Annotated in this window: 16 protein-coding genes; 4 read left to right on the top strand and 12 right to left on the bottom strand. The window is 40.0% G+C overall.

What is annotated here, in order from left to right; all coding sequences use genetic code 11:
• Window positions 1–432: 432 nt before the first annotated feature.
• The 4 genes from glgC to OOA_RS01160 all read left to right on the top strand — a co-directional run bounded on the left by glgC (window position 433) and on the right by OOA_RS01160 (window position 7,390).
• Window positions 433–1,725, top strand: coding sequence for a glucose-1-phosphate adenylyltransferase (gene glgC, locus OOA_RS01175; RefSeq protein ID WP_008910284.1), 1,293 nt, complete (start codon window positions 433–435; stop codon window positions 1,723–1,725).
• Between the two features lie 43 nt (window positions 1,726–1,768).
• Window positions 1,769–4,183: a glycogen/starch/alpha-glucan family phosphorylase gene (glgP, locus tag OOA_RS01170; RefSeq protein ID WP_148284509.1), complete on the top strand. Its 2,415-nt coding sequence runs from the start codon at window positions 1,769–1,771 to the stop codon at window positions 4,181–4,183.
• A 209-nt stretch (window positions 4,184–4,392) separates the two neighbouring features.
• Window positions 4,393–5,277, top strand: a complete 885-nt coding sequence (locus tag OOA_RS01165; protein WP_008910282.1) for a helix-turn-helix domain-containing protein — start codon at window positions 4,393–4,395, stop codon at window positions 5,275–5,277.
• 733 nt (window positions 5,278–6,010) lie between these two features.
• Complete coding sequence (locus OOA_RS01160; RefSeq protein WP_008910281.1) at window positions 6,011–7,390, top strand: sugar porter family MFS transporter; 1,380 nt, start codon at window positions 6,011–6,013, stop codon at window positions 7,388–7,390.
• Between the two features lie 150 nt (window positions 7,391–7,540).
• Here OOA_RS01160 and OOA_RS01155 read toward each other — a convergent pair whose 3' ends face one another.
• The 12 genes from OOA_RS01155 to napG form a co-directional block, all read right to left on the bottom strand.
• Entirely contained in the window at window positions 7,541–9,574 is a 2,034-nt protein-coding gene (locus OOA_RS01155; protein WP_008910280.1) for a TonB-dependent copper receptor, read from the bottom strand.
• A 252-nt stretch (window positions 9,575–9,826) separates the two neighbouring features.
• The gene (locus tag OOA_RS01150; protein WP_008910279.1) at window positions 9,827–10,258 is read right to left on the bottom strand and encodes a DUF2946 domain-containing protein; all 432 of its coding nucleotides are present in this window, start codon (window positions 10,256–10,258) and stop codon (window positions 9,827–9,829) included.
• A gap of 192 nt (window positions 10,259–10,450) precedes the next feature.
• Window positions 10,451–11,527 (bottom strand): cytochrome c-type biogenesis protein CcmH, encoded by a 1,077-nt coding sequence (locus OOA_RS01145; protein WP_008910278.1) that lies wholly within the window; start codon window positions 11,525–11,527, stop codon window positions 10,451–10,453.
• Window positions 11,524–12,081: a thiol:disulfide interchange protein DsbE gene (gene dsbE, locus OOA_RS01140; RefSeq protein ID WP_008910277.1), complete on the bottom strand. Its 558-nt coding sequence runs from the start codon at window positions 12,079–12,081 to the stop codon at window positions 11,524–11,526. The genes OOA_RS01145 and dsbE overlap by 4 nt, the downstream gene beginning before the upstream one ends.
• Window positions 12,078–14,009 (bottom strand): heme lyase CcmF/NrfE family subunit, encoded by a 1,932-nt coding sequence (locus OOA_RS01135; RefSeq protein ID WP_008910276.1) that lies wholly within the window; start codon window positions 14,007–14,009, stop codon window positions 12,078–12,080. Before OOA_RS01135 ends, dsbE begins: the two co-directional genes overlap by 4 nt.
• Complete coding sequence (gene ccmE, locus OOA_RS01130; protein WP_008910275.1) at window positions 14,006–14,485, bottom strand: cytochrome c maturation protein CcmE; 480 nt, start codon at window positions 14,483–14,485, stop codon at window positions 14,006–14,008. Before ccmE ends, OOA_RS01135 begins: the two co-directional genes overlap by 4 nt.
• Window positions 14,482–14,694 (bottom strand): heme exporter protein CcmD, encoded by a 213-nt coding sequence (gene ccmD, locus OOA_RS01125; RefSeq protein WP_008910274.1) that lies wholly within the window; start codon window positions 14,692–14,694, stop codon window positions 14,482–14,484. Before ccmD ends, ccmE begins: the two co-directional genes overlap by 4 nt.
• Window positions 14,694–15,431, bottom strand: coding sequence for a heme ABC transporter permease (locus OOA_RS01120; protein ID WP_008910273.1), 738 nt, complete (start codon window positions 15,429–15,431; stop codon window positions 14,694–14,696). Before OOA_RS01120 ends, ccmD begins: the two co-directional genes overlap by 1 nt.
• Window positions 15,432–16,117: 686 nt before the next feature.
• Window positions 16,118–16,720 (bottom strand): cytochrome c-type protein NapC, encoded by a 603-nt coding sequence (napC, locus tag OOA_RS01115; RefSeq protein ID WP_008910272.1) that lies wholly within the window; start codon window positions 16,718–16,720, stop codon window positions 16,118–16,120.
• Between the two features lie 9 nt (window positions 16,721–16,729).
• Entirely contained in the window at window positions 16,730–17,179 is a 450-nt protein-coding gene (gene napB / locus OOA_RS01110; RefSeq protein ID WP_008910271.1) for a nitrate reductase cytochrome c-type subunit, read from the bottom strand.
• Window positions 17,176–18,039, bottom strand: coding sequence for a quinol dehydrogenase ferredoxin subunit NapH (gene napH / locus OOA_RS01105; RefSeq protein WP_008910270.1), 864 nt, complete (start codon window positions 18,037–18,039; stop codon window positions 17,176–17,178). The genes napB and napH overlap by 4 nt, the downstream gene beginning before the upstream one ends.
• Complete coding sequence (napG, locus tag OOA_RS01100) at window positions 18,026–18,721, bottom strand: ferredoxin-type protein NapG (protein WP_008910269.1); 696 nt, start codon at window positions 18,719–18,721, stop codon at window positions 18,026–18,028. Before napG ends, napH begins: the two co-directional genes overlap by 14 nt.
• Between the last annotated feature and the right edge of the window lie 3 nt (window positions 18,722–18,724).

Here is an 18,724-nt window from a genome sequence, read left to right as displayed (position 1 = left end):
ATTCTATATATTACATTTTGAATAAGTGACAATCATCACAAAAAAAATGATTTTCATGATAAGAGTAATCAATAAGCAACTATCTTTTTGTGATGTGTTTATATCTGTAATATGAAATTTACTTAGCCTTTTTCACTTAATTTTAGACCGTTTATAAAAAGTAACCATAAGATTAGTTCTATATTCATCTGAATAAAAATTACTTACCGTTAGATTTTATGAAAATTTATGTCTATTCATTTCAATTTTTTTCTTTTATTAATCAAATAACAATCAGGATGTGTTTTAATTCCTAATATTTAGTATATTATTGAATAATAATATAAGATAGATATCGTTATTAGATTTAATAATCATCATTATATGTAATTGTTTTTATACCAGCAGGGGATCTTTAAATAACTGATTGTTTATTTAGGAGAATTGTAAGGTATGTCTCATAATGATATGAACAATATGATGATGTTGGCTCGTCATTTACCTCAAAAAGCCGTCGCTCTTATTCTGGCAGGTGGACGAGGTACTCGCCTACAAGGACTTACACTAAAACGTGCTAAGCCCGCAGTCCATTTTGGTGGTAAATTTCGTATTATCGATTTTGCATTATCTAATTGTCTAAACTCAGGAATTAGACGTATTGGTGTGATCACGCAATATCAATCTCATTCATTAGTACAGCATATACAAAGAGGTTGGTCTTTTTTCAATGAGGAGATGAATGAGTTTGTTGATTTACTTCCAGCACAACAAAGAAAAACGACAGACCATTGGTACAAAGGTACAGCTGATGCTGTGTTTCAAAATATGGATATTATCCGTAGCTATAATGCAGAATATATTGTTGTTCTTGCGGGTGACCATATATATAAAATGGATTATTCACGCATGTTGCTTGACCATGTCAACAACAATGCAAAATTCACTGTTGCTTGTATTAAAGTCAATAAAGAAGAAGCGCACCAATTTGGCGTAATGGAAATTGATGAAAACCGCAGGGTAACTCAATTCCATGAAAAACCGCATAATCCCCCAACTTTAAAGGATTTCCCTGATTTTTGTTTAGCTAGTATGGGGATATATATCTTTAATAGTGATTACCTCTCCCAGATACTGATAGAAGATAGCATTTCTCCTGATTCGAGTAACGATTTTGGTCAAGATATCATCCCTAAAATTGTCGCATCGGGTGAAGCACTCGCACATCCATTTGAATATTCGTGTGTTACAAGTAATCCAGATGTTCCACCTTATTGGCGAGATGTCGGCACATTAGAAGCTTACTGGGCCGCAACTCTTAATCTAGCTTCTGTTACACCTGAATTAGATATGTATGACCGTGACTGGCCTATTCGAACGCATATGGAACCACTACCGCCAGCAAAATTTGTTCAAGACCGCTCAGGAAGTCATGGTATGACAATGAACTCCTTAGTTGCAGGTGGTTGCATTATATCAGGTTCAATTGTTCTGCATTCTGTGCTATTCCCTAGAGTGCGAGTAAATTCATTTTGCACGATTGAATCTTCTATTTTACTTCCTGGTGTAAGTGTTGGGCGTTCATCTCGTCTTCGCCGTTGCATTATCGATAGAGGCTGTGTTATCCCTGAAAATATGGTGATAGGTGAGAATTCAGAAGAAGATAGTCAACGTTTTTACCGTACTGAACAAGGGATCGTTCTCGTCACAAAAGAAATGTTAGATAAGCAAAATAAAGATAAGGAATAAAATTGTGAGCACTAATTTTGTTCGTGAATGTCACTCCCCATTAATGACACAAGAAGCTTTAAAAGATGCAATTATCTATAAATTGAAATTTGTGATAGGTAAAGAACCCTATATTGCAACACAGCGAGAGTGGTTAGAATCCATTTTACTTGCAGCACGCGATCGTATTGTCGAACGTTGGCTGGCAACAAATCGAGCTGAATACTCACAACAGCTCAAGCAAGTCTACTATTTATCGATGGAGTTTTTATTAGGTCGCTCTTTGTCCAACACATTAATTTCGATGGATATGTATAACGATGTTACTCAAGTTGTTTCTGATCTAGGGTTTGATTTTGAGCAACTTGTAGAACAAGAAACAGATCCTGGGCTTGGTAACGGTGGCTTAGGTCGGCTTGCTGCATGTTTTTTAGACTCTTTAGCTACAATGAATCTACCCGGTTATGGTTATGGTATTCGTTATGAATATGGCATGTTCAAGCAAGCGATACGAAATGGACAACAAATTGAATTCCCTGATGATTGGCTAGCTCATGGTAATCCTTGGGAGTTTCCGCGCCCTGAAAATCGCTACCAGATCCAATATGAAGGCCATGTCGTCGAACAAAATGGACGTTATCATTGGGCCGAAACGAACGATATTATTGCAGTAGCTTACGATCAAATCATACCCGGTTATAAGACAGAAGCAACCAATACACTGCGTCTATGGAGTGCAAAAGCTAGCGATGAATTCGATTTACAAATTTTTAATGATGGCGAATATTATTCTGCGATTAAGAAAAAAAATGAATCTGAAAATGTTTCTCGCGTTCTCTATCCAAATGACTCCACATATTCAGGAAAAGAGCTCCGTTTAAAACAAGAATTTTTCCTTGTTTCTGCATCAATTCAAGATATTCTTTCTCGTCATTGGCTGATGTATCAAAATTGGGACAATTTATCGGAGAAAATTGCAATTCATTTAAATGATACCCATCCCGTTCTCGCCATTCCTGAATTAATGCGTTTACTCATCGATAAGCATCAACTCAGTTGGCAAAAAGCACTCGTGCAAGCCGAAAAAATATTCTCTTATACTAACCACACATTAATGAGTGAAGCGCTTGAAGCTTGGCCTGTAGAAATGTTTCGTAAAATACTGCCTCGCCATCTACAAATCATTTATCAAATTAATGAAGCGTTTTTGCAGGATATCAGCAGAAAATTCCCACATGATGATGAATTACTTCGTCGTGTTTCCATCATTAATGAAGAGCATGGGAAGCTTATTCGAATGGCTTGGCTTGCGGCTATTATTTGCCATAAAGTCAATGGAGTATCAGCATTACACTCTGAATTAATGACTGACTCTCTGTTTGCTGACTTTGCCCGAATTTTTCCGAACAAATTTTGTAATATTACCAATGGAATAACACCAAGACGTTGGTTAGCACTCGCAAACCCTGATCTTACAACCATGATTAACAGCTATATTGGTCATCAATGGTTAATCGACATGTCACAACTTTCTGAACTGAAGAAATGGGTTAATTACCCTGAATTTTTGGAAAAATTACAGCACGTTAAGCAATCTAATAAACATAAACTTGCTCACTTTATTGCAGAAACTCAAAATATTGTTATTAACCCAGATGCACTATTTGATGTGCAAATTAAACGTATTCATGAATACAAACGGCAACTATTAAATTTGCTTCATGTGATCACCCGTTATAATCGCATTTTAGCTAACCCAAAACATAATTGGGTTCCCCGTGTTGTTATCTTTTCAGGTAAAGCAGCTTCATCTTATAGTGCTGCAAAAAAAATCATCCATTTAATCAATGATGTTGCAACGGTCATTAATAGTGATGAGCGAATTGGTTGTCGCCTAAAAGTCGTTTTTATTCCTAATTACAATGTTAGTTTGGCTCAAAAAATTATTCCTGCCGCTGATCTTTCTGAACAAATTTCTTTGGCGGGTACTGAAGCATCAGGTACTGGAAATATGAAGTTTGCACTCAATGGAGCACTCACCATAGGTACACTTGATGGTGCGAATATTGAAATACGTGAACATGTAGGCCAAGAAAATATATTTATCTTTGGACATACAATTGATGAGGTAAAACAGATCAAGCAAGGCTATTATCACCCGCGCTGGTATTATGAGAATGATTCGGAATTAAAACAGGTAATAGATCAAATCGCTAATGGGTATTTTAAACCTGAGTTTCCCTCTTTCTATCAAGACTTAACCAATAATTTATTATATGCTGGTGATCAATATTTATTGTTTGCAGATTATCGCAGTTATATCGATACACAAGAGCAAGTCGATAATTTGTACCAAAATTCATTATCTTGGCAATATAAAGTTGCTAATAATATCTGTAATATGAGTTTTTTCTCTGCAGATAGAACAATCCAAACTTATGCAGAACAAATTTGGCATATCAAACCTATCATTTTATGACTGTTTGATTTAGATTTAGAGTTAAAGTCAGCGGGTTTAAGCTAAGTTTCACTTTGGCGAAAACTTACTTAACTTCACAACTTTTTTAAAAAGTTGTCAGTCCGTATGCTACCATGCTGCTGCTGAAATCTATTCCAATATAAGTATAAATACTAATTCGTTTTCTTTTTTATTAATCTCTTGAATTAAATCGATTTAAAAGGGTAACCATGCTTCAAGAAAGTGTAATTAGAGAAATCATTCTCTGGATAGAGCAAAATTTAGAATCTCGACTGTCTTTAGATACTGTTGCTGAAAAATCTGGATATACCAAATGGCATTTTCAGCGCTTATTTAAAAATCAGACTGGGTTAGCTCTTGGCTCCTATATCCGATCAAGACGCCTATCTTGTTCCGCCGTTGCTCTTAGATTTACCAATGACAGCATCATGGATATATCTTTACGATATCGTTTTGATTCGCAACAAACATTTTGCCGTGCCTTTAAAAAGCAATTTAATGCGACACCTTCCGAATATAGAAAGCGCGTGGGTTGGAAGATTGAAGGTTTCTGTCTCCCTATTAGAGAAAATAAAGAGCTGAACGTCGAAGTAAGTTTAGTCAAATTATCTGCAATTACCCTTTTAGGTAAACAACATCGTTATACCAAAGGGATCAATGAATGGAATTTCAAAACCGATGAAGTTAGACGTCACTACTGGATAAACTTCCTTGCCGATATGCAATATGTGACCCAAAATTTATATGCTATCCATGGTATTGACTCAAACGATGCAAAAGAAGGCCAGTTTTTTTATACCACCGCTCTTGATGAAAATGATGTCAACGTGACGCCATTAAATTCAAAAAAGATGCAACTACCTGCTGGCGACTACTTACAAATCAAGTTTAAATTCGATCTTCATGGTATTGATTACAATGACATCATTTATACCGCTTACGGGAAAGTACTCGCAAGTATGGATATTGCTCGAGGCGAAGGATCTGATATTGAAAATTACGTATTAAAATCTAAGCCAAGTTATGATGACTTTATCAAAAACCCACAAGAGTATATTAAAGAACTCAATTACTACATTCCGGTTATCGTCTGATTAAACTAAAGAAGAACTAGCTTAAAATGCTTTTTTGGCTAGTTCATTTTCAACTTGATGAAATCTAATATTTTCCAAGATAATCTATATCATCTACTAGGGTCTGTTTATCTTTGCTGCTGATTTTTACCGTGTTAATCGATTTAAATAACAGCAATATAATCATATCACCCACTTAGATGCCTAAAAAAACATCACCAAAAAGCCTAAACCGTAAATGAAAAGCGCCCTTCGGGTTCGATTAAACATGATTTTTCGCTGTGTTGAGCGGCTATTGCCTAGTTTACTCGGCGGCGAGCCACTCACTTTATTTCTTTTTGTCTTAACTAAAGACGTGTAATTCGAATAAAAATTGACCTTAAAAGTCAACAGCCCCTAGCAACGACTTAAAATTTGATGACTACACTCTCTTTTATAATGATAATTAATTAGTTATTTCTACTTAATTATTATCAAGCATCTCATAGGCTATGATTCGTATATTGATAACTAAATATACATTGATTCAATTAAATTTTTGCTCTATATCAGCCTGATGTTTTAAATATACATTTCTACATTGAATAATAAAACAGATAGCGCTAGCATAAAGGTATATTCCATATCCTAAATAGCTCAAGTTATATCGTGATCCACTCTGTAAATAACAATGTAACTTGAATTATAGTCAGTATATTCCCGATTATGGATAACTACGTTGATAATCTACTTTAACTATAAAGGGATAGAGCTAATGATAGGAAAAAATACTTCAACAAATATGACCGTTATCTTTGTTGGTTTGCTCGCTGCACTAGCGGGTTTGTTTTTTGGGCTTGATACTGGTGTTATTTCTGGTGCACTTCCTTTTATTAGTAAGCAATTCGATATTTCACCAACCCAGCAAGAGATGGTTGTCAGTTCAATGATGTTTGGTGCGGCTGCAGGGGCTATCATTAGTGGCTGGTTATCTTCTTTAGGTGGTAGAAAAAAAAGCTTATTAATTAGTTCGATACTCTTCATTATTGGTGCCATTGGTTCAGCATTTTCACCCAATGCCGAAATTCTTATTTGTTCTCGTGTGGTATTAGGTTTAGCAATTGGTATTTCATCCTTCACTACCCCAGCCTATTTGTCAGAAATTGCACCGAAAAAAATCCGTGGTGGAATGATCTCCATGTATCAATTGATGATCACTATTGGTATTTTACTCGCCTTTATTTCTGATACTGGATTTAGTTATGATCACGCTTGGCGCTGGATGCTAGGTATAACAGCAATTCCAGCGGTGTTATTATTTATTGGTGTTACGTTTCTACCTGAAAGCCCGCGTTGGTTAGCCAGTAAAAATAGAGCAACTGATGCAAAAAGTATTTTATTAAAATTAAGAAGCTCAGAAAAAGAAGCGACTCAAGAATTAGAAGATATTTTTAATAGCTTAAAAATAAAACAATCTGGATTCAGTTTATTTAAGAGTAATAGTAATTTTAGGCGAACCGTCTTTTTAGGTATCGCACTTCAGTTTATGCAACAACTAACGGGGATTAATGTCATCATGTATTATGCCCCTAAAATATTCTCATTAGCTGGTTTTGAAAGTACCGCTCAGCAAATGTATGGCACTGTGCTAATTGGGCTATTTAACGTGATTGCGACTATTCTCGCTATTTCGATAGTTGACCGCTTCGGCCGGAAAAAATTATTAATCTTTGGCTTTACTGTCATGGCAATCAGTATTGGTTTATTAGCTTATCTTTTATCATTCGATGCACATACGTTGCTCATTCAATATGCTAGTGTTGCCTTCTTATTGATTTTCATTATTGGATTTGCGGTAAGTGCGGGGCCAGTGATGTGGGTTTTATGTTCTGAAATACAACCGCTTAGAGGTCGGGATTTCGGGATTACCTGTTCAACCACCTCTAACTGGGTTGCAAATATGATAGTCAGTGCTAGCTTCTTAACCTTGCTAGCAACACTAGGGGATACCAATACTTTCTGGGTCTATGCGGTACTGAACGCTATATTTATCCTTGTGACACTTTATTTTGTGCCTGAAACAAAAAATGTTTCATTGGAGCATATTGAAGAAAATCTGATGAAAGGTAATGCACTAAAAGATATTGGTCGCTAATTAAAATAGCACCAGATAATTGGTAAAATATTACCCGCATATATATGCTATACGTTATATTGTATGGCATATATTTTTTAACTTTATTTCATTCACTAGAATAACATCGACTTTTTAACACTCTATGAATGATGCCGATTTATTCCTCTATCAGAACGTTAAGTTCATTTTAGCCCAGAAGGTTCTACCCGGCTCATTAACCGGATCGTTAGATGAGTAACCAAACCCACTATTACCTGCTAAATTGAGATGTTCACTATAATTTTTATCGAATAAATTATCGACTCCAGCACTGAGTTTCATATGATCATTTACGCGATAAGCTGCATTCAGCGAGAAAATAGTAAAGCCTGCACTACTGCTAAAATCTTTACCTACCACATTTCCATCATTAATCGCGACGCGATGTTGACTACTCACAATGCGTACTAATCCTGTTGTAGTCCAATCATTTTTCTCCCAAGATAAACCAAAGCGGCTTTCTAATGGCGGCATCTGTGGAAGTGGTTGGTTATCACTTCGGTTCTCCCCCCATGCATAGGCAAGGCTTGCATCTGCTTTCCATTCTTCATTCAGTTTATACGCAATCCCCATTTCCCCCCCCATAATCATCGCATTGACATTCCCGACTTGGCTTATTCGTGAATTATGTGCGCTATAACGGAATAAAATAAAATCATCAACGCGACCAATATAGGCTGAGATCCATGCGTTAGTTTTCTCATCACTATACTTAGCTCCAATATCGAGCTGAGTAGTTTTCTCCGTTTTTAATTTATCAAAAACATTAGTGGTACCATCAGGACCATAAGTTGGTGAAAATAGCTCCCAATAGTCAGGGAAACGCTCGGTATAACCCACACCCGCATAGAACATGACAGGCGAGCCTGAAAGTGAATGTTCATAACGAACAAATCCCGCAGGCATAATAGTATTACATCCTGATGAACCCGTATGTGAAATATTATCGACAAGTACCCTGTCTCCTCGAGCTCCTGTAATCACTTTGCTATGATCATTTGCATCCCATGTTAATTCACCAAATACGCCATAATCTTGGAATTGCGCATCTTTGCTCCAATGATTATTACTGTGCGTACGGTGTGTATTACTCTGCATGTCAGTACCAGCACGTAACTCATAATCACTCCATAGCCAAGTTCCCATCATGCGACCGCCAACTGTTTTACGATCAACTCGCATTTTCATTGGCATATTCATCATGCCATGGCCGTTTGCCATCATATGCCCTGAACCATGCCCCATCGAGCCACTCGGCTCACGAAGCGAATAGTTATCCATAATATGGTCAGCATAGTTGTAGTACATATTTGCTTCTACTTTGTCGAGCACATTCCCAATATTTGTTTTTTCAAAACGCATGCCTAAACTTTCGCGTTTAAACTGAGAACCATCCATTCCTCGCCCTGCGTAACGAGCTTCACCATCACCTTTACCCGCGGTTAATTCAAGTAAAGTGTATTCATCTGGTGTCCAACCAACTGCAATATCTGTATTCCATTTATCCCACTTTGATGGCACCTTATGACCATCACCATCTTTGTAATCATTCGAACGTGATTTATTGCCAATTAAACGTAAATAACCTTTGTCATTTCCCATACTGATATCCGCATTTGTATCCCAACGTTGACTTGATGCGGTTAACGCAGTCGCGTTTCCTTTGATACCCGCTTTATCAAATAATGGTTTTTCACGTTCAAAACGGATCGTTCCTGCCGAGTTACCCGGTCCCCATAAAACAGATTGAGGCCCTTTAATCATCGTCAAAACATCAAAATTTTCGGGTGAAATATAGGAAGTCGGTGCATCCATACGCGAGGGACAGGCACCTAACATCTCACTATCATTAGTTAAAATACGCAAACGAGAACCAAACATGCCACGAAATACTGGATCACCATTGGTACCACCATTACGGATTTGTGAAAAACCAGGAATGGTTTTTAAGTAATCAGAACCATCACTAGCGGGTACTGGCTGTCGTGGCGTTTTTGGTGATGTCGTGATGGTTAATGGTGAATCAACAGGTGCGGTCACTATCATGACCGAGCTATCGGAAAATTTGCTTTGATTCTCTTCGTTAGCCAATGCGGTGTTGGAAATAAGTGCGGTCGCAACAAATATGGTAATAGGTGCAAATACAAATTTATCTTTGTTCATTATTTATGCCTAATTCTTTTCTTTATGACGTAGCAATGCCGCCTGAATTGGAAGATCCAAATTCAAAATAAAGAGCATTGCATAACGCTCAATACGGGAAATGCAATTCAACGCTGTTGAAGTTTTGATCTTATCTTTGCAGCAGTTAATTAAGTCATAGCACTGAATACTTGAATTAACTCAAGAAGTGAATGCTGCGCAAAATCAATCAATAAGGTCAATAGCCCTCTATGAATAGAGATTATTTAGAGATTACAAAGAAAAGGCAGTTGGTGGGGCTCGTGCAAAGCGCAATGACCAAGGTCGGAATAAACGTATATGGATACAACGTTCAAGCGGTAAACAACTCGTTAAAATTGCCAGTTGGCGAATAACAATCGCAATAAACAGGATGATAAACGGAAAATGTACCAGTAACTGGCAGTATCCACACGTAATATCTTCCATTGGAGATAATCCCATTCCAGACATCAGCATATGGTTCATTGTGCCGCTGGAATGGCATTCTTCGGACAATGGCATATCGTGATGCTGGTGCATCGAATGTTCTGCCATGCCGTTTATCGGTAAGCAATCTGCCATCTGCATCATTGATTTTGAGGCCAATGGTGCGATAAAAAGCATTGCTACAGCGAGAAGTGCAAGATAGGCGGCAAGTTGTCGAATATTAGCGCGCAGGTGCAACGTTTTTCCATCATATCTATTGTTATTTTATTGCACGAAAGTGTATCCCATTTGCATACTTGTTGTTATCGTTTTTTGTCGATAATGTTAGGCTTGAACTCAAAAATAGGCTTAGAATCTGTGGGTTATAGGGAACCAAAGAAAAAACTTAAATAGAGCCAATAAAAAACGGGAGCTTTCGCTCCCGCCGTTTTATTCACTTTTAGGTAGGTCTTTTTTCTCATGCACGATGATTAACGCTTGCTCAATGCTACGCTCAATCACCGTACGGCGTTGGTCGTTTTCAGGTAATAACTTCAGCATCATCTGCCATACTGAAATAGCTTCTGCATAACGTTCTTGCTCAAAAGCGTGGAAAGCGAAAAGACTCAGCGCTTTCACATTAGTCGGATTTTCTGAAATCAGTTTACGCAGTAGCTCTGTGCCCAAACGGTTATCATCCGGATCGGATGAGCGAATCAGTACTTCTGCATAACCTAATGCTACATTATCATCATCTGGTTTGAGGCGATAAGCTCTTGCAAACGCATCTGTCGCCGTCGTTGCATTATTGAGTACCATGCCAATACGCCCTAACATGACCCATGCATCAACATTTTGTGGCTCTTCCTGTAAACGCGTTCGTAATCCTAATGCTAAATGTTCCATCTCTTCATTATTTAACGGTGGTTCTGATGGGTCTAAAGCCCTATCAAGTAAAGCAGGTGCTTGTTGGTATGCAACATTCCAATCCACCACTTTACTGTAGCTACCAACCTCATAATAGGCTATAGCTCCAACGCCTAATGCAATCACAATACCCGGCACATAGATCCAGCCACTTAAAGGTGGTGACTCAGGAATAGCAGAATCTCCCATCTCACTCTCTGCTAGCTTTTTAATTCGAACGCGTTTTTTAGAGCGAGCAAAAATCACCCATCCGCCAATCACAATTGCTGCAAAAGGTAGCCCCCATAACATTACAGTCAGAGGCGTTAACGGAGGATTATATGTGACAAAATAACCATACCGAGCGACCATGTAATCAATGATTTCATCACGGCTTTTGCCTTCTTGCATCAACTCGTAGACTTTTTGACGTAAGTCTAATGCTATCATCGAGTTTGAATCAGCAATGCTATTGTTCTGGCATTTAGGGCAACGTAGCTCTTCCGTTAATTTACGAAATTGTTGCTCTTGCTGCTCATCATTGAAGGTAAACACATCTGTTGCCGCTAATGTTGTCGTAGCACTCAGTATTAACATCAGTAAGCCAATAAAATATTTCATTGATTGGCCTCCTTACTATAGCGTTCCCATAATGGCTTCACTTCTTTATTCCAAACTTGTTCATCCATAGCACCAGCATGGCGATAACGAATAATGCCATCACCATCAATTAAAAATGTTTCAGGAGCACCATAAACACCAAGGTCAAGGCCTAGCATACCAGCACCATCAAAAAGGCTTAAAGCATAAGGGTTGCCCAACTCACGTAACCACACAATGGCCTTTTGCCTATCATCTTTATAGTTTAAACCGACCACTCGTACCCCTTGTGCAGCAAGTTTATTGAGATATTGATGTTCAGCACGACAGGTTGGGCACCATGTTGCCCAAACATTTAATAAGATAGGTTTGCCCTGGATTAACACGTTCGATTCATAATGCTGCCCGGGGTTTTCAAGTGATTCCAAACGAAATGTTGGAACTGGCTTACCAACTAGAGCGGACTCTAATGAACGAGGGTCATCCCCTTGAGCATTACGCATCAGTTGCCATAATAAAACGGCGGCAATAACGGCAAAAGCAGCCAGAGGGATCAAAAATACTTTACGATTCATGCTACCTCCGATACAGGTTTACGGCGACGATAGCGTGGATCGAAAAGGCAACATAGCGCACCGATAGACATTAAAACACCACCGGACCATATCCAGCGTACGAATGGTTTATAGTAAAGGCGCATTGCCCAAGCATCTTTACCAACCTCTTCACCTAATGCGGCATACAAGTCCCGTGTAATACCACCATCAATCGCGGCTTCAGTCATCACTGCACGGCTGGTATTATAAAAACGTTTTTCTGGTTGTAATTTGGCAATCAACTTACCATTTTCATTCACATCAATATTACCAATAACGCCTTGATAATTAGGGCCAGTGACCTCATGCACCCCATTAAATACAAAGGTATAAGCGCGGATAGTCACACTATCGCCGGGCTTCATTTTGACATCGCGTTCAATACTATAGTTTTGGCTAAAGGCAATGCCCACAATAGTAACTGCTAAGCCTAAATGCGCCAATACCATCCCCCAATAACTGGAAGTCAGTTTGATTTTTTTACTGATGCGAAGACGCATTTCAGCAAAGGCCAGTAATGCTATCCAGCAAGCCATCATCAATCCGAGCACGGTTAGAGCCTCGACACGATCTTGCATCAACCAAGGAAGCAGAAATGACAAAATCAATGTCACGAGTAAAGCAATCAGCAATAAATTCCGAATTGATGATGGGCGATCACGCCCCCAGCGCACTAGTGGCCCAATCCCTAATAACAAGGCAAAAGGCACCATCAAAGCAATAAACATTGTATTAAAGAATGGCTCACCAATTGAGATAGTTCCCAATCCTATTTGTTTATGGATCAACGGGAGTAAGGTGCCTAAAAGCACAACCAACATGGCAGTGATCAGCAGCACATTATTTCCCAGTAGCATCGATTCACGTGACCATAACGAGTTGTTCACCTTTGAACGTACCTTGTGACCTCTGATTGCAAATAGCAGTAGTGAGCCACCAATTACTAGCACCATAAAAGCGAGGATAAACATTCCTCTAGATGGGTCTGATGCGAATGCATGTACTGAAACCAATACTCCCGAACGTACTAAGAAAGTACCGAGTAAACAGAGAGAGAAGGCAAAAATAGATAACAATAATGACCATGCTTTGAAAGTTGCTCGCTGCTCAGTGACAGCTAATGAGTGGATCAGAGCTGTACCAACAAGCCAAGGCATAAATGAAGCATTTTCAACTGGATCCCAGAACCACCAGCCGCCCCAACCTAATTCATAATAAGCCCACACAGAGCCAAGCATGATACCGAGCGTTAAGAAAAACCATGCAGCCATCGTCCAAGGGCGTGCAAAACGCGTTAATGAACTGTCTAATCGACCACATAATAATGAAGCTATAGCAAAGGCAAATGCGACAGAGAAACCAACATAGCCCATATAAAGTAACGGTGGATGGAAGATTAATCCGGGATCTTGTAATAATGGATTTAAGTCGCGACCCTCAATTGGAAAGGCGGGTAATGTGCGCGAAAAGGGGTTAGACGTGAAAATAATAAACAGCAAGAAGCCAACACTCACCATGCCCATCACCGCTAAAACACGTGCGACAATATCCAATGGCATACGATAACTGAAAAGTGCAACCGAGAATGTCCAACCGCTCATTAGTAAGACCCATAATAATAATGAGCCTTCGTGAGCACCCCATGTAGCTGCAACACGATACCAAATAGGTAATTGTGTATTCGAGTTATTTGCAACATAAGTGACAGAGAAATCATTTACAACAAATGCATTCACTAACACTAAAAATGCACCCGCTACAAACAAAAAGAGTAGCCAAGCAAGGGGTCTTGATGAACGCATCAAACGGGCATCGTTACGAGCAACACCCCATAATGGGTAAAACGAAAGTAATACAGCAATGCCCAAAGCGAGGCACAGTAGTATGTTGCCAATCTCTGGGATCATGAGGCATTATCCTTATAAACAGCTGCAGGCCGACGATGATTTTCTTGCATTGCCTGCTCAATTTCTGGCGGTGTGTAATTTTCATCATGTTTGGCGAGCACTTCTTTCGCCACTACACTGTTGTTTTCAGCGAGTTCACCTTGAACAACGACGCCCTGGCCTTCACGGAACAGGTCAGGCAAAATACCTTCGTAGATGACATCAACTTCGCCTTCGGCATCATAAACAGTAAAAGTGACTTTTAGTGACTCAGGATCGCGCTGGACAGTTCCCGGCATGACCATGCCACCAACACGTAAACGTTGCCCAACTTCTGGTATTTGATGTGTTTCCCGTTTGCCATAAAGGATTTCACCGGGAGTATAGAACAGGTCAATACTTGAACGAAGTGCGTACAATATTAAGGCAATGGTTAAGCCTGCACCTACCACCACCCCACAGACTAGCCATAATCTATTTTTACGACGAATATTCATTTTGCCTCCCGACGTGCACGTGCGGCTTTTTGTCTTATTTCTCTTGCCTGTTGGGCAATAATAGAACTAATAATCATTTTGCGTTGCAGACCAGTATGTATGCATAACAATAATAACGGTATCACCGTGAATGCGACCGCGAGCCACACGTAGAATGCATAACCGCCCATCGCGAAAAAATCGGCCCAAGATGCAAATGCGCTAGTCATTATTTACGCCCTTTTTTGTTTACAATATCCAGTACCCATGGACGATTGCGTTCGAGTATTAATAGTTGATTACGCAAACGGACCAATGTCAGTGAAATAAATAAGAATAAGTAACCAAGAATGGCTAAACGCAGTGGTGTACGCATTGCAGGATTAATACTTTGTTGCATTCTGGTTGAAGGCTGATGAAGTGTATTCCACCATTCAACTGAATAATGAATAATCGGGATATTTACCACACCAATTAAAACTAAAATTGCTGCCGCTTTTCCCGCTGTACGACGATCGTCGAAAGCATGCCAAAGTGCAATAATACCCATATACAAGAAAAGCAGGATTAATTCTGAGGTTAAGCGGGCATCCCATACCCACCAAGCTCCCCACATTGGTTTACCCCATGTTGCACCAGTAACTAGTGCAATAAAGGTAAATACAGCACCGATAGGTGCCATCGCTGCAATGGCAAGTTCAGCAACTTTCATTTGCCAAATGAGACCAATGAAAGCAACAATTGCCATTGTCATGTAAATACCCATTGACCACATTGCCGCAGGGACATGAATATACATTATGCGGTAGCTATCACTTTGTTGATAATCTGCTGGTGCGAATCCAAATCCCCACCCCCATCCTAGCGCCAAAAAAACCACACTGAGAACGATAAACCATGGCGTTAACCATCCACAGAACCGATAAAGGTTCACCGGAATGGCGAGTTGGTGAAGTTTTTTCCACATAAACAAGAGCTCCAATACGTATCACGGCAATTTTTCGCAACTGCAATATATCATACACACAATAATATTAGGTTTATTGATTTAACAAACATATTAATTAAAGTAAGTTTTAGTCACTAAGTATTTATTATTCCTTCAAAATCAAAACATCGTACTATCTAATCCCTAAATAACTGGTGTTATGCCTAGGCGAAAAATGAGCAAATCCCTCTGAATATCCTGATACTAAAATTTTCTAAATACCCAACCTTTGCTATTTCATCTAAATAGGATAAGAGCAATATTTCCCTTAATAAGGTGATAAGTATTTCCCTAAATAATTCGCGTTATATCTAGGCGACAAATGAGCGAATCGCTAGGAGCATACATAAGTATGTGACTAGCGTGAGCAAATGCAGTCAACAATGAGACAACGTGAAGTATCTCGGGGAATATTCCCCTAAATAATTCGCGTTATATCTAGGCGACAAGCGAAGCTATCCCAAGGAGCATACATAAGTATGTGACTAGCGTGAGCAAATGCAGTCAACAACGAGACAACGCGAAGTATGACGGGGAATATTCCCTTAAATAATTCGCGTTATATCTAGGCGACAAATGAGCGAATCGCTAGGAGCATACATAAGTATGTGACTAGCGTGAGCAAATGCAGTCAACAACGAGACAACGCGAAGTATGACAGGGAATTAGAAGCCCGGGGTCACGTTCCGCATATCAGGTAACTTATGGGCAATCCCCTTATGACAATCAATACAGGTTTTCCCATCAATGACTGCTTGATCATGCATTTTAGCCGCAACACTTTTTTGGGCTGTGAAATCCATATAATCAAAGTTATGGCAATTGCGGCATTCCTGAGAATTATTGTCCTTCATCCGTCGCCACTCATTTTGCGCCATCGCTAAGCGGTGTTCTTCAAATTTTTGAGGCGTATCGATGATGCCAAGTGCTTTGCCATAAAGCTCTTTGCTAGCCTTAATTTTTCTCACCATTTTTGGCACAAATTCATGAGGCACATGGCAATCTGGACAGGTTGCACGAACACCACTGCGGTTTGTGTAGTGGATCGTATCCATATACTCTTCATACACATTTTCGCGCATCTCATGACAGCTAATACAGAACTCTTCTGTATTAGCCTTTTCCATACCAGTATTAAACCCCCCCCAGAAAATAACGCCACTGACAAAACCAATTATCAGCAATGTGCCTAGAGCCAAACGGCTTGGACGCCACCACCATTGCCATATTCTGCGGATCAAGCCCGGTTTATCGCTATTCTTACTCATGTCGTCACCTTATTTCCCAAAACCTTTGGATGGGGTGAAAGTGTTATCCACAATCGGCGAGGTATCGGACTGTGGTACGTGGCACTGCAAGCAAAAATAACGATTGGGAGCGACTTCCCCTAACACTTTACCTGTTGCATCAACAAAGTGAGTTGGGCTAACACGTGGCGCTCCCGTAGTACGGTAATTTTCAACACCATGGCATTGTAAACAACGATTAGTGTTGGTGGTGATTTGATAACCTTCAACGCTATGTGGGATCATTGGCGGTTGATTAACATAGTTAAGAGCCATTCTTTCTTGTTCTTTCGGAATATGAATACTGCCTTCTTGGGTACCAGAAACTTCAGGCGATTTGGTGAGGTCAACACCATTTGCAGCCCAAGCGAGGCTAGTAGCAATAAGGGCCATTCCGGCCATCCAACAGCACATTGTCTTAATCAGGACATGGGTTTTCATGATTTAGCTCCTGAACTCCATCGTAGTGTTATTTTAAAAACATCCTCAGCACAGACATCAATACAGCGACCACAGGTTATGCAGTCCTTATCGGATATCAGTACTGGAGCTTGTTTATCTAAAACTGGTGCACGCAAAACTTGCGGCTCCGGACAAATGTGGAAACAGTCCATACAGCGAGTACAGTTTTGTTTGTTTATCGCTGCGACTGCGATAGCCCCTTTACAGCCCGTAATGCCATATAACGCGCCGAGCGGGCAAAGGTGGCCACACCAGCCATGCTCCACAACCAATAAATCGAATAAAAACAAGGCGAGCAATAATAATGAACCGCTACCAAAACCGAAAATTAGGCTTCGACCCATTAATGAAACGGGATTAATCCATTCCCATAGCAAAGTGCCTGTTAATGCTGATCCGATTAAAATCACCACCAACAATACATAACGGATATAACGCGGTATGGTTGCGGATTGATTAAAATCGAACTTACGGCGTAACCATGCCGCAGCATCAGTGACCGGATTTACAGGGCATACCCAACTACAGAAAATCCTTTTCCCAAGTAATGCATAAACCAAGAAAACTATCGCAGCACCGATTAACGATGAAATGGCGGGCAGATAGCCACTAGTAAGGCTTTCAAGTGTGATTAACGGGTCTGTTAACGGCACGGTATCAAGCAACAAACTACTGCTATAATTACCATGTAAGATCCAAATCCCACACAATGGTCCACTCAAAAACATCACCAGAACCAGTAGTTGACTTAAACGGCGCATCCATAACCATTTATGACTTTGCCACCAGCCTTTTTTTACTAGAGCCTCACGTCCGGCATCACGTTTACGATTTGCCATCATTCTCCTCCAACCAACCGAAACGGTAATGATGACCCAGCTCCCCTTTTGCAAGGGTTAATGGGAGCACTTTGATAGCCGCTTCTTCTAGTACACAAGCTTGCTCGCACTTACCACAACCTGTACATATGCTGCTATGCACGGTGGGTAAGAAACGAGCATGTTTGCCAGTACGATGGTTTTGCTCCAATTCAAGCGTGATAGCTTCATCAATTAATGGACAGACGCGATAACACACATCACAACGTAACCCTTGAAAATTCAGGCAATTTTCTTGATCAAGTAACACTGCGAGCCCCATACGCGCATCATTGATAGATTCAATGTTTTTATCCAATGCACCACTTGGGCACACTTTCGCACAGGGGATGTCTTCACACATTTCACAAGGATTTTCACGCGCAATAAAGTAAGGTGTACCTGCCGCAAGCCCTGATGCCAATGTGGCTAATTCCAACATGTCATGAGGGCATGCCTGCACACATTGACCACAGCGAACACAAGCATTAGCAAATGCATTTTCATTAACGGCTCCCGGTGGGCGAAGTTGGACCCCGCTTGCTTGAGAAGTTTGTTGCTGTAGCCCCAGAACCACACCAATAGCCGTCAATCCGCCTGCTGCGCGAACAACATCACGCAAAAAACGGCGACGGCTATTTTGGGACTTGGTCAGCTGGGACATGCG

Source organism: Providencia burhodogranariea DSM 19968 (assembly GCF_000314855.2).
In the GTDB taxonomy this organism is placed as follows: Bacteria; Pseudomonadota; Gammaproteobacteria; order Enterobacterales; family Enterobacteriaceae; genus Providencia; species Providencia burhodogranariea.
This window is presented reverse-complemented; position numbering and strand designations above follow the sequence as displayed.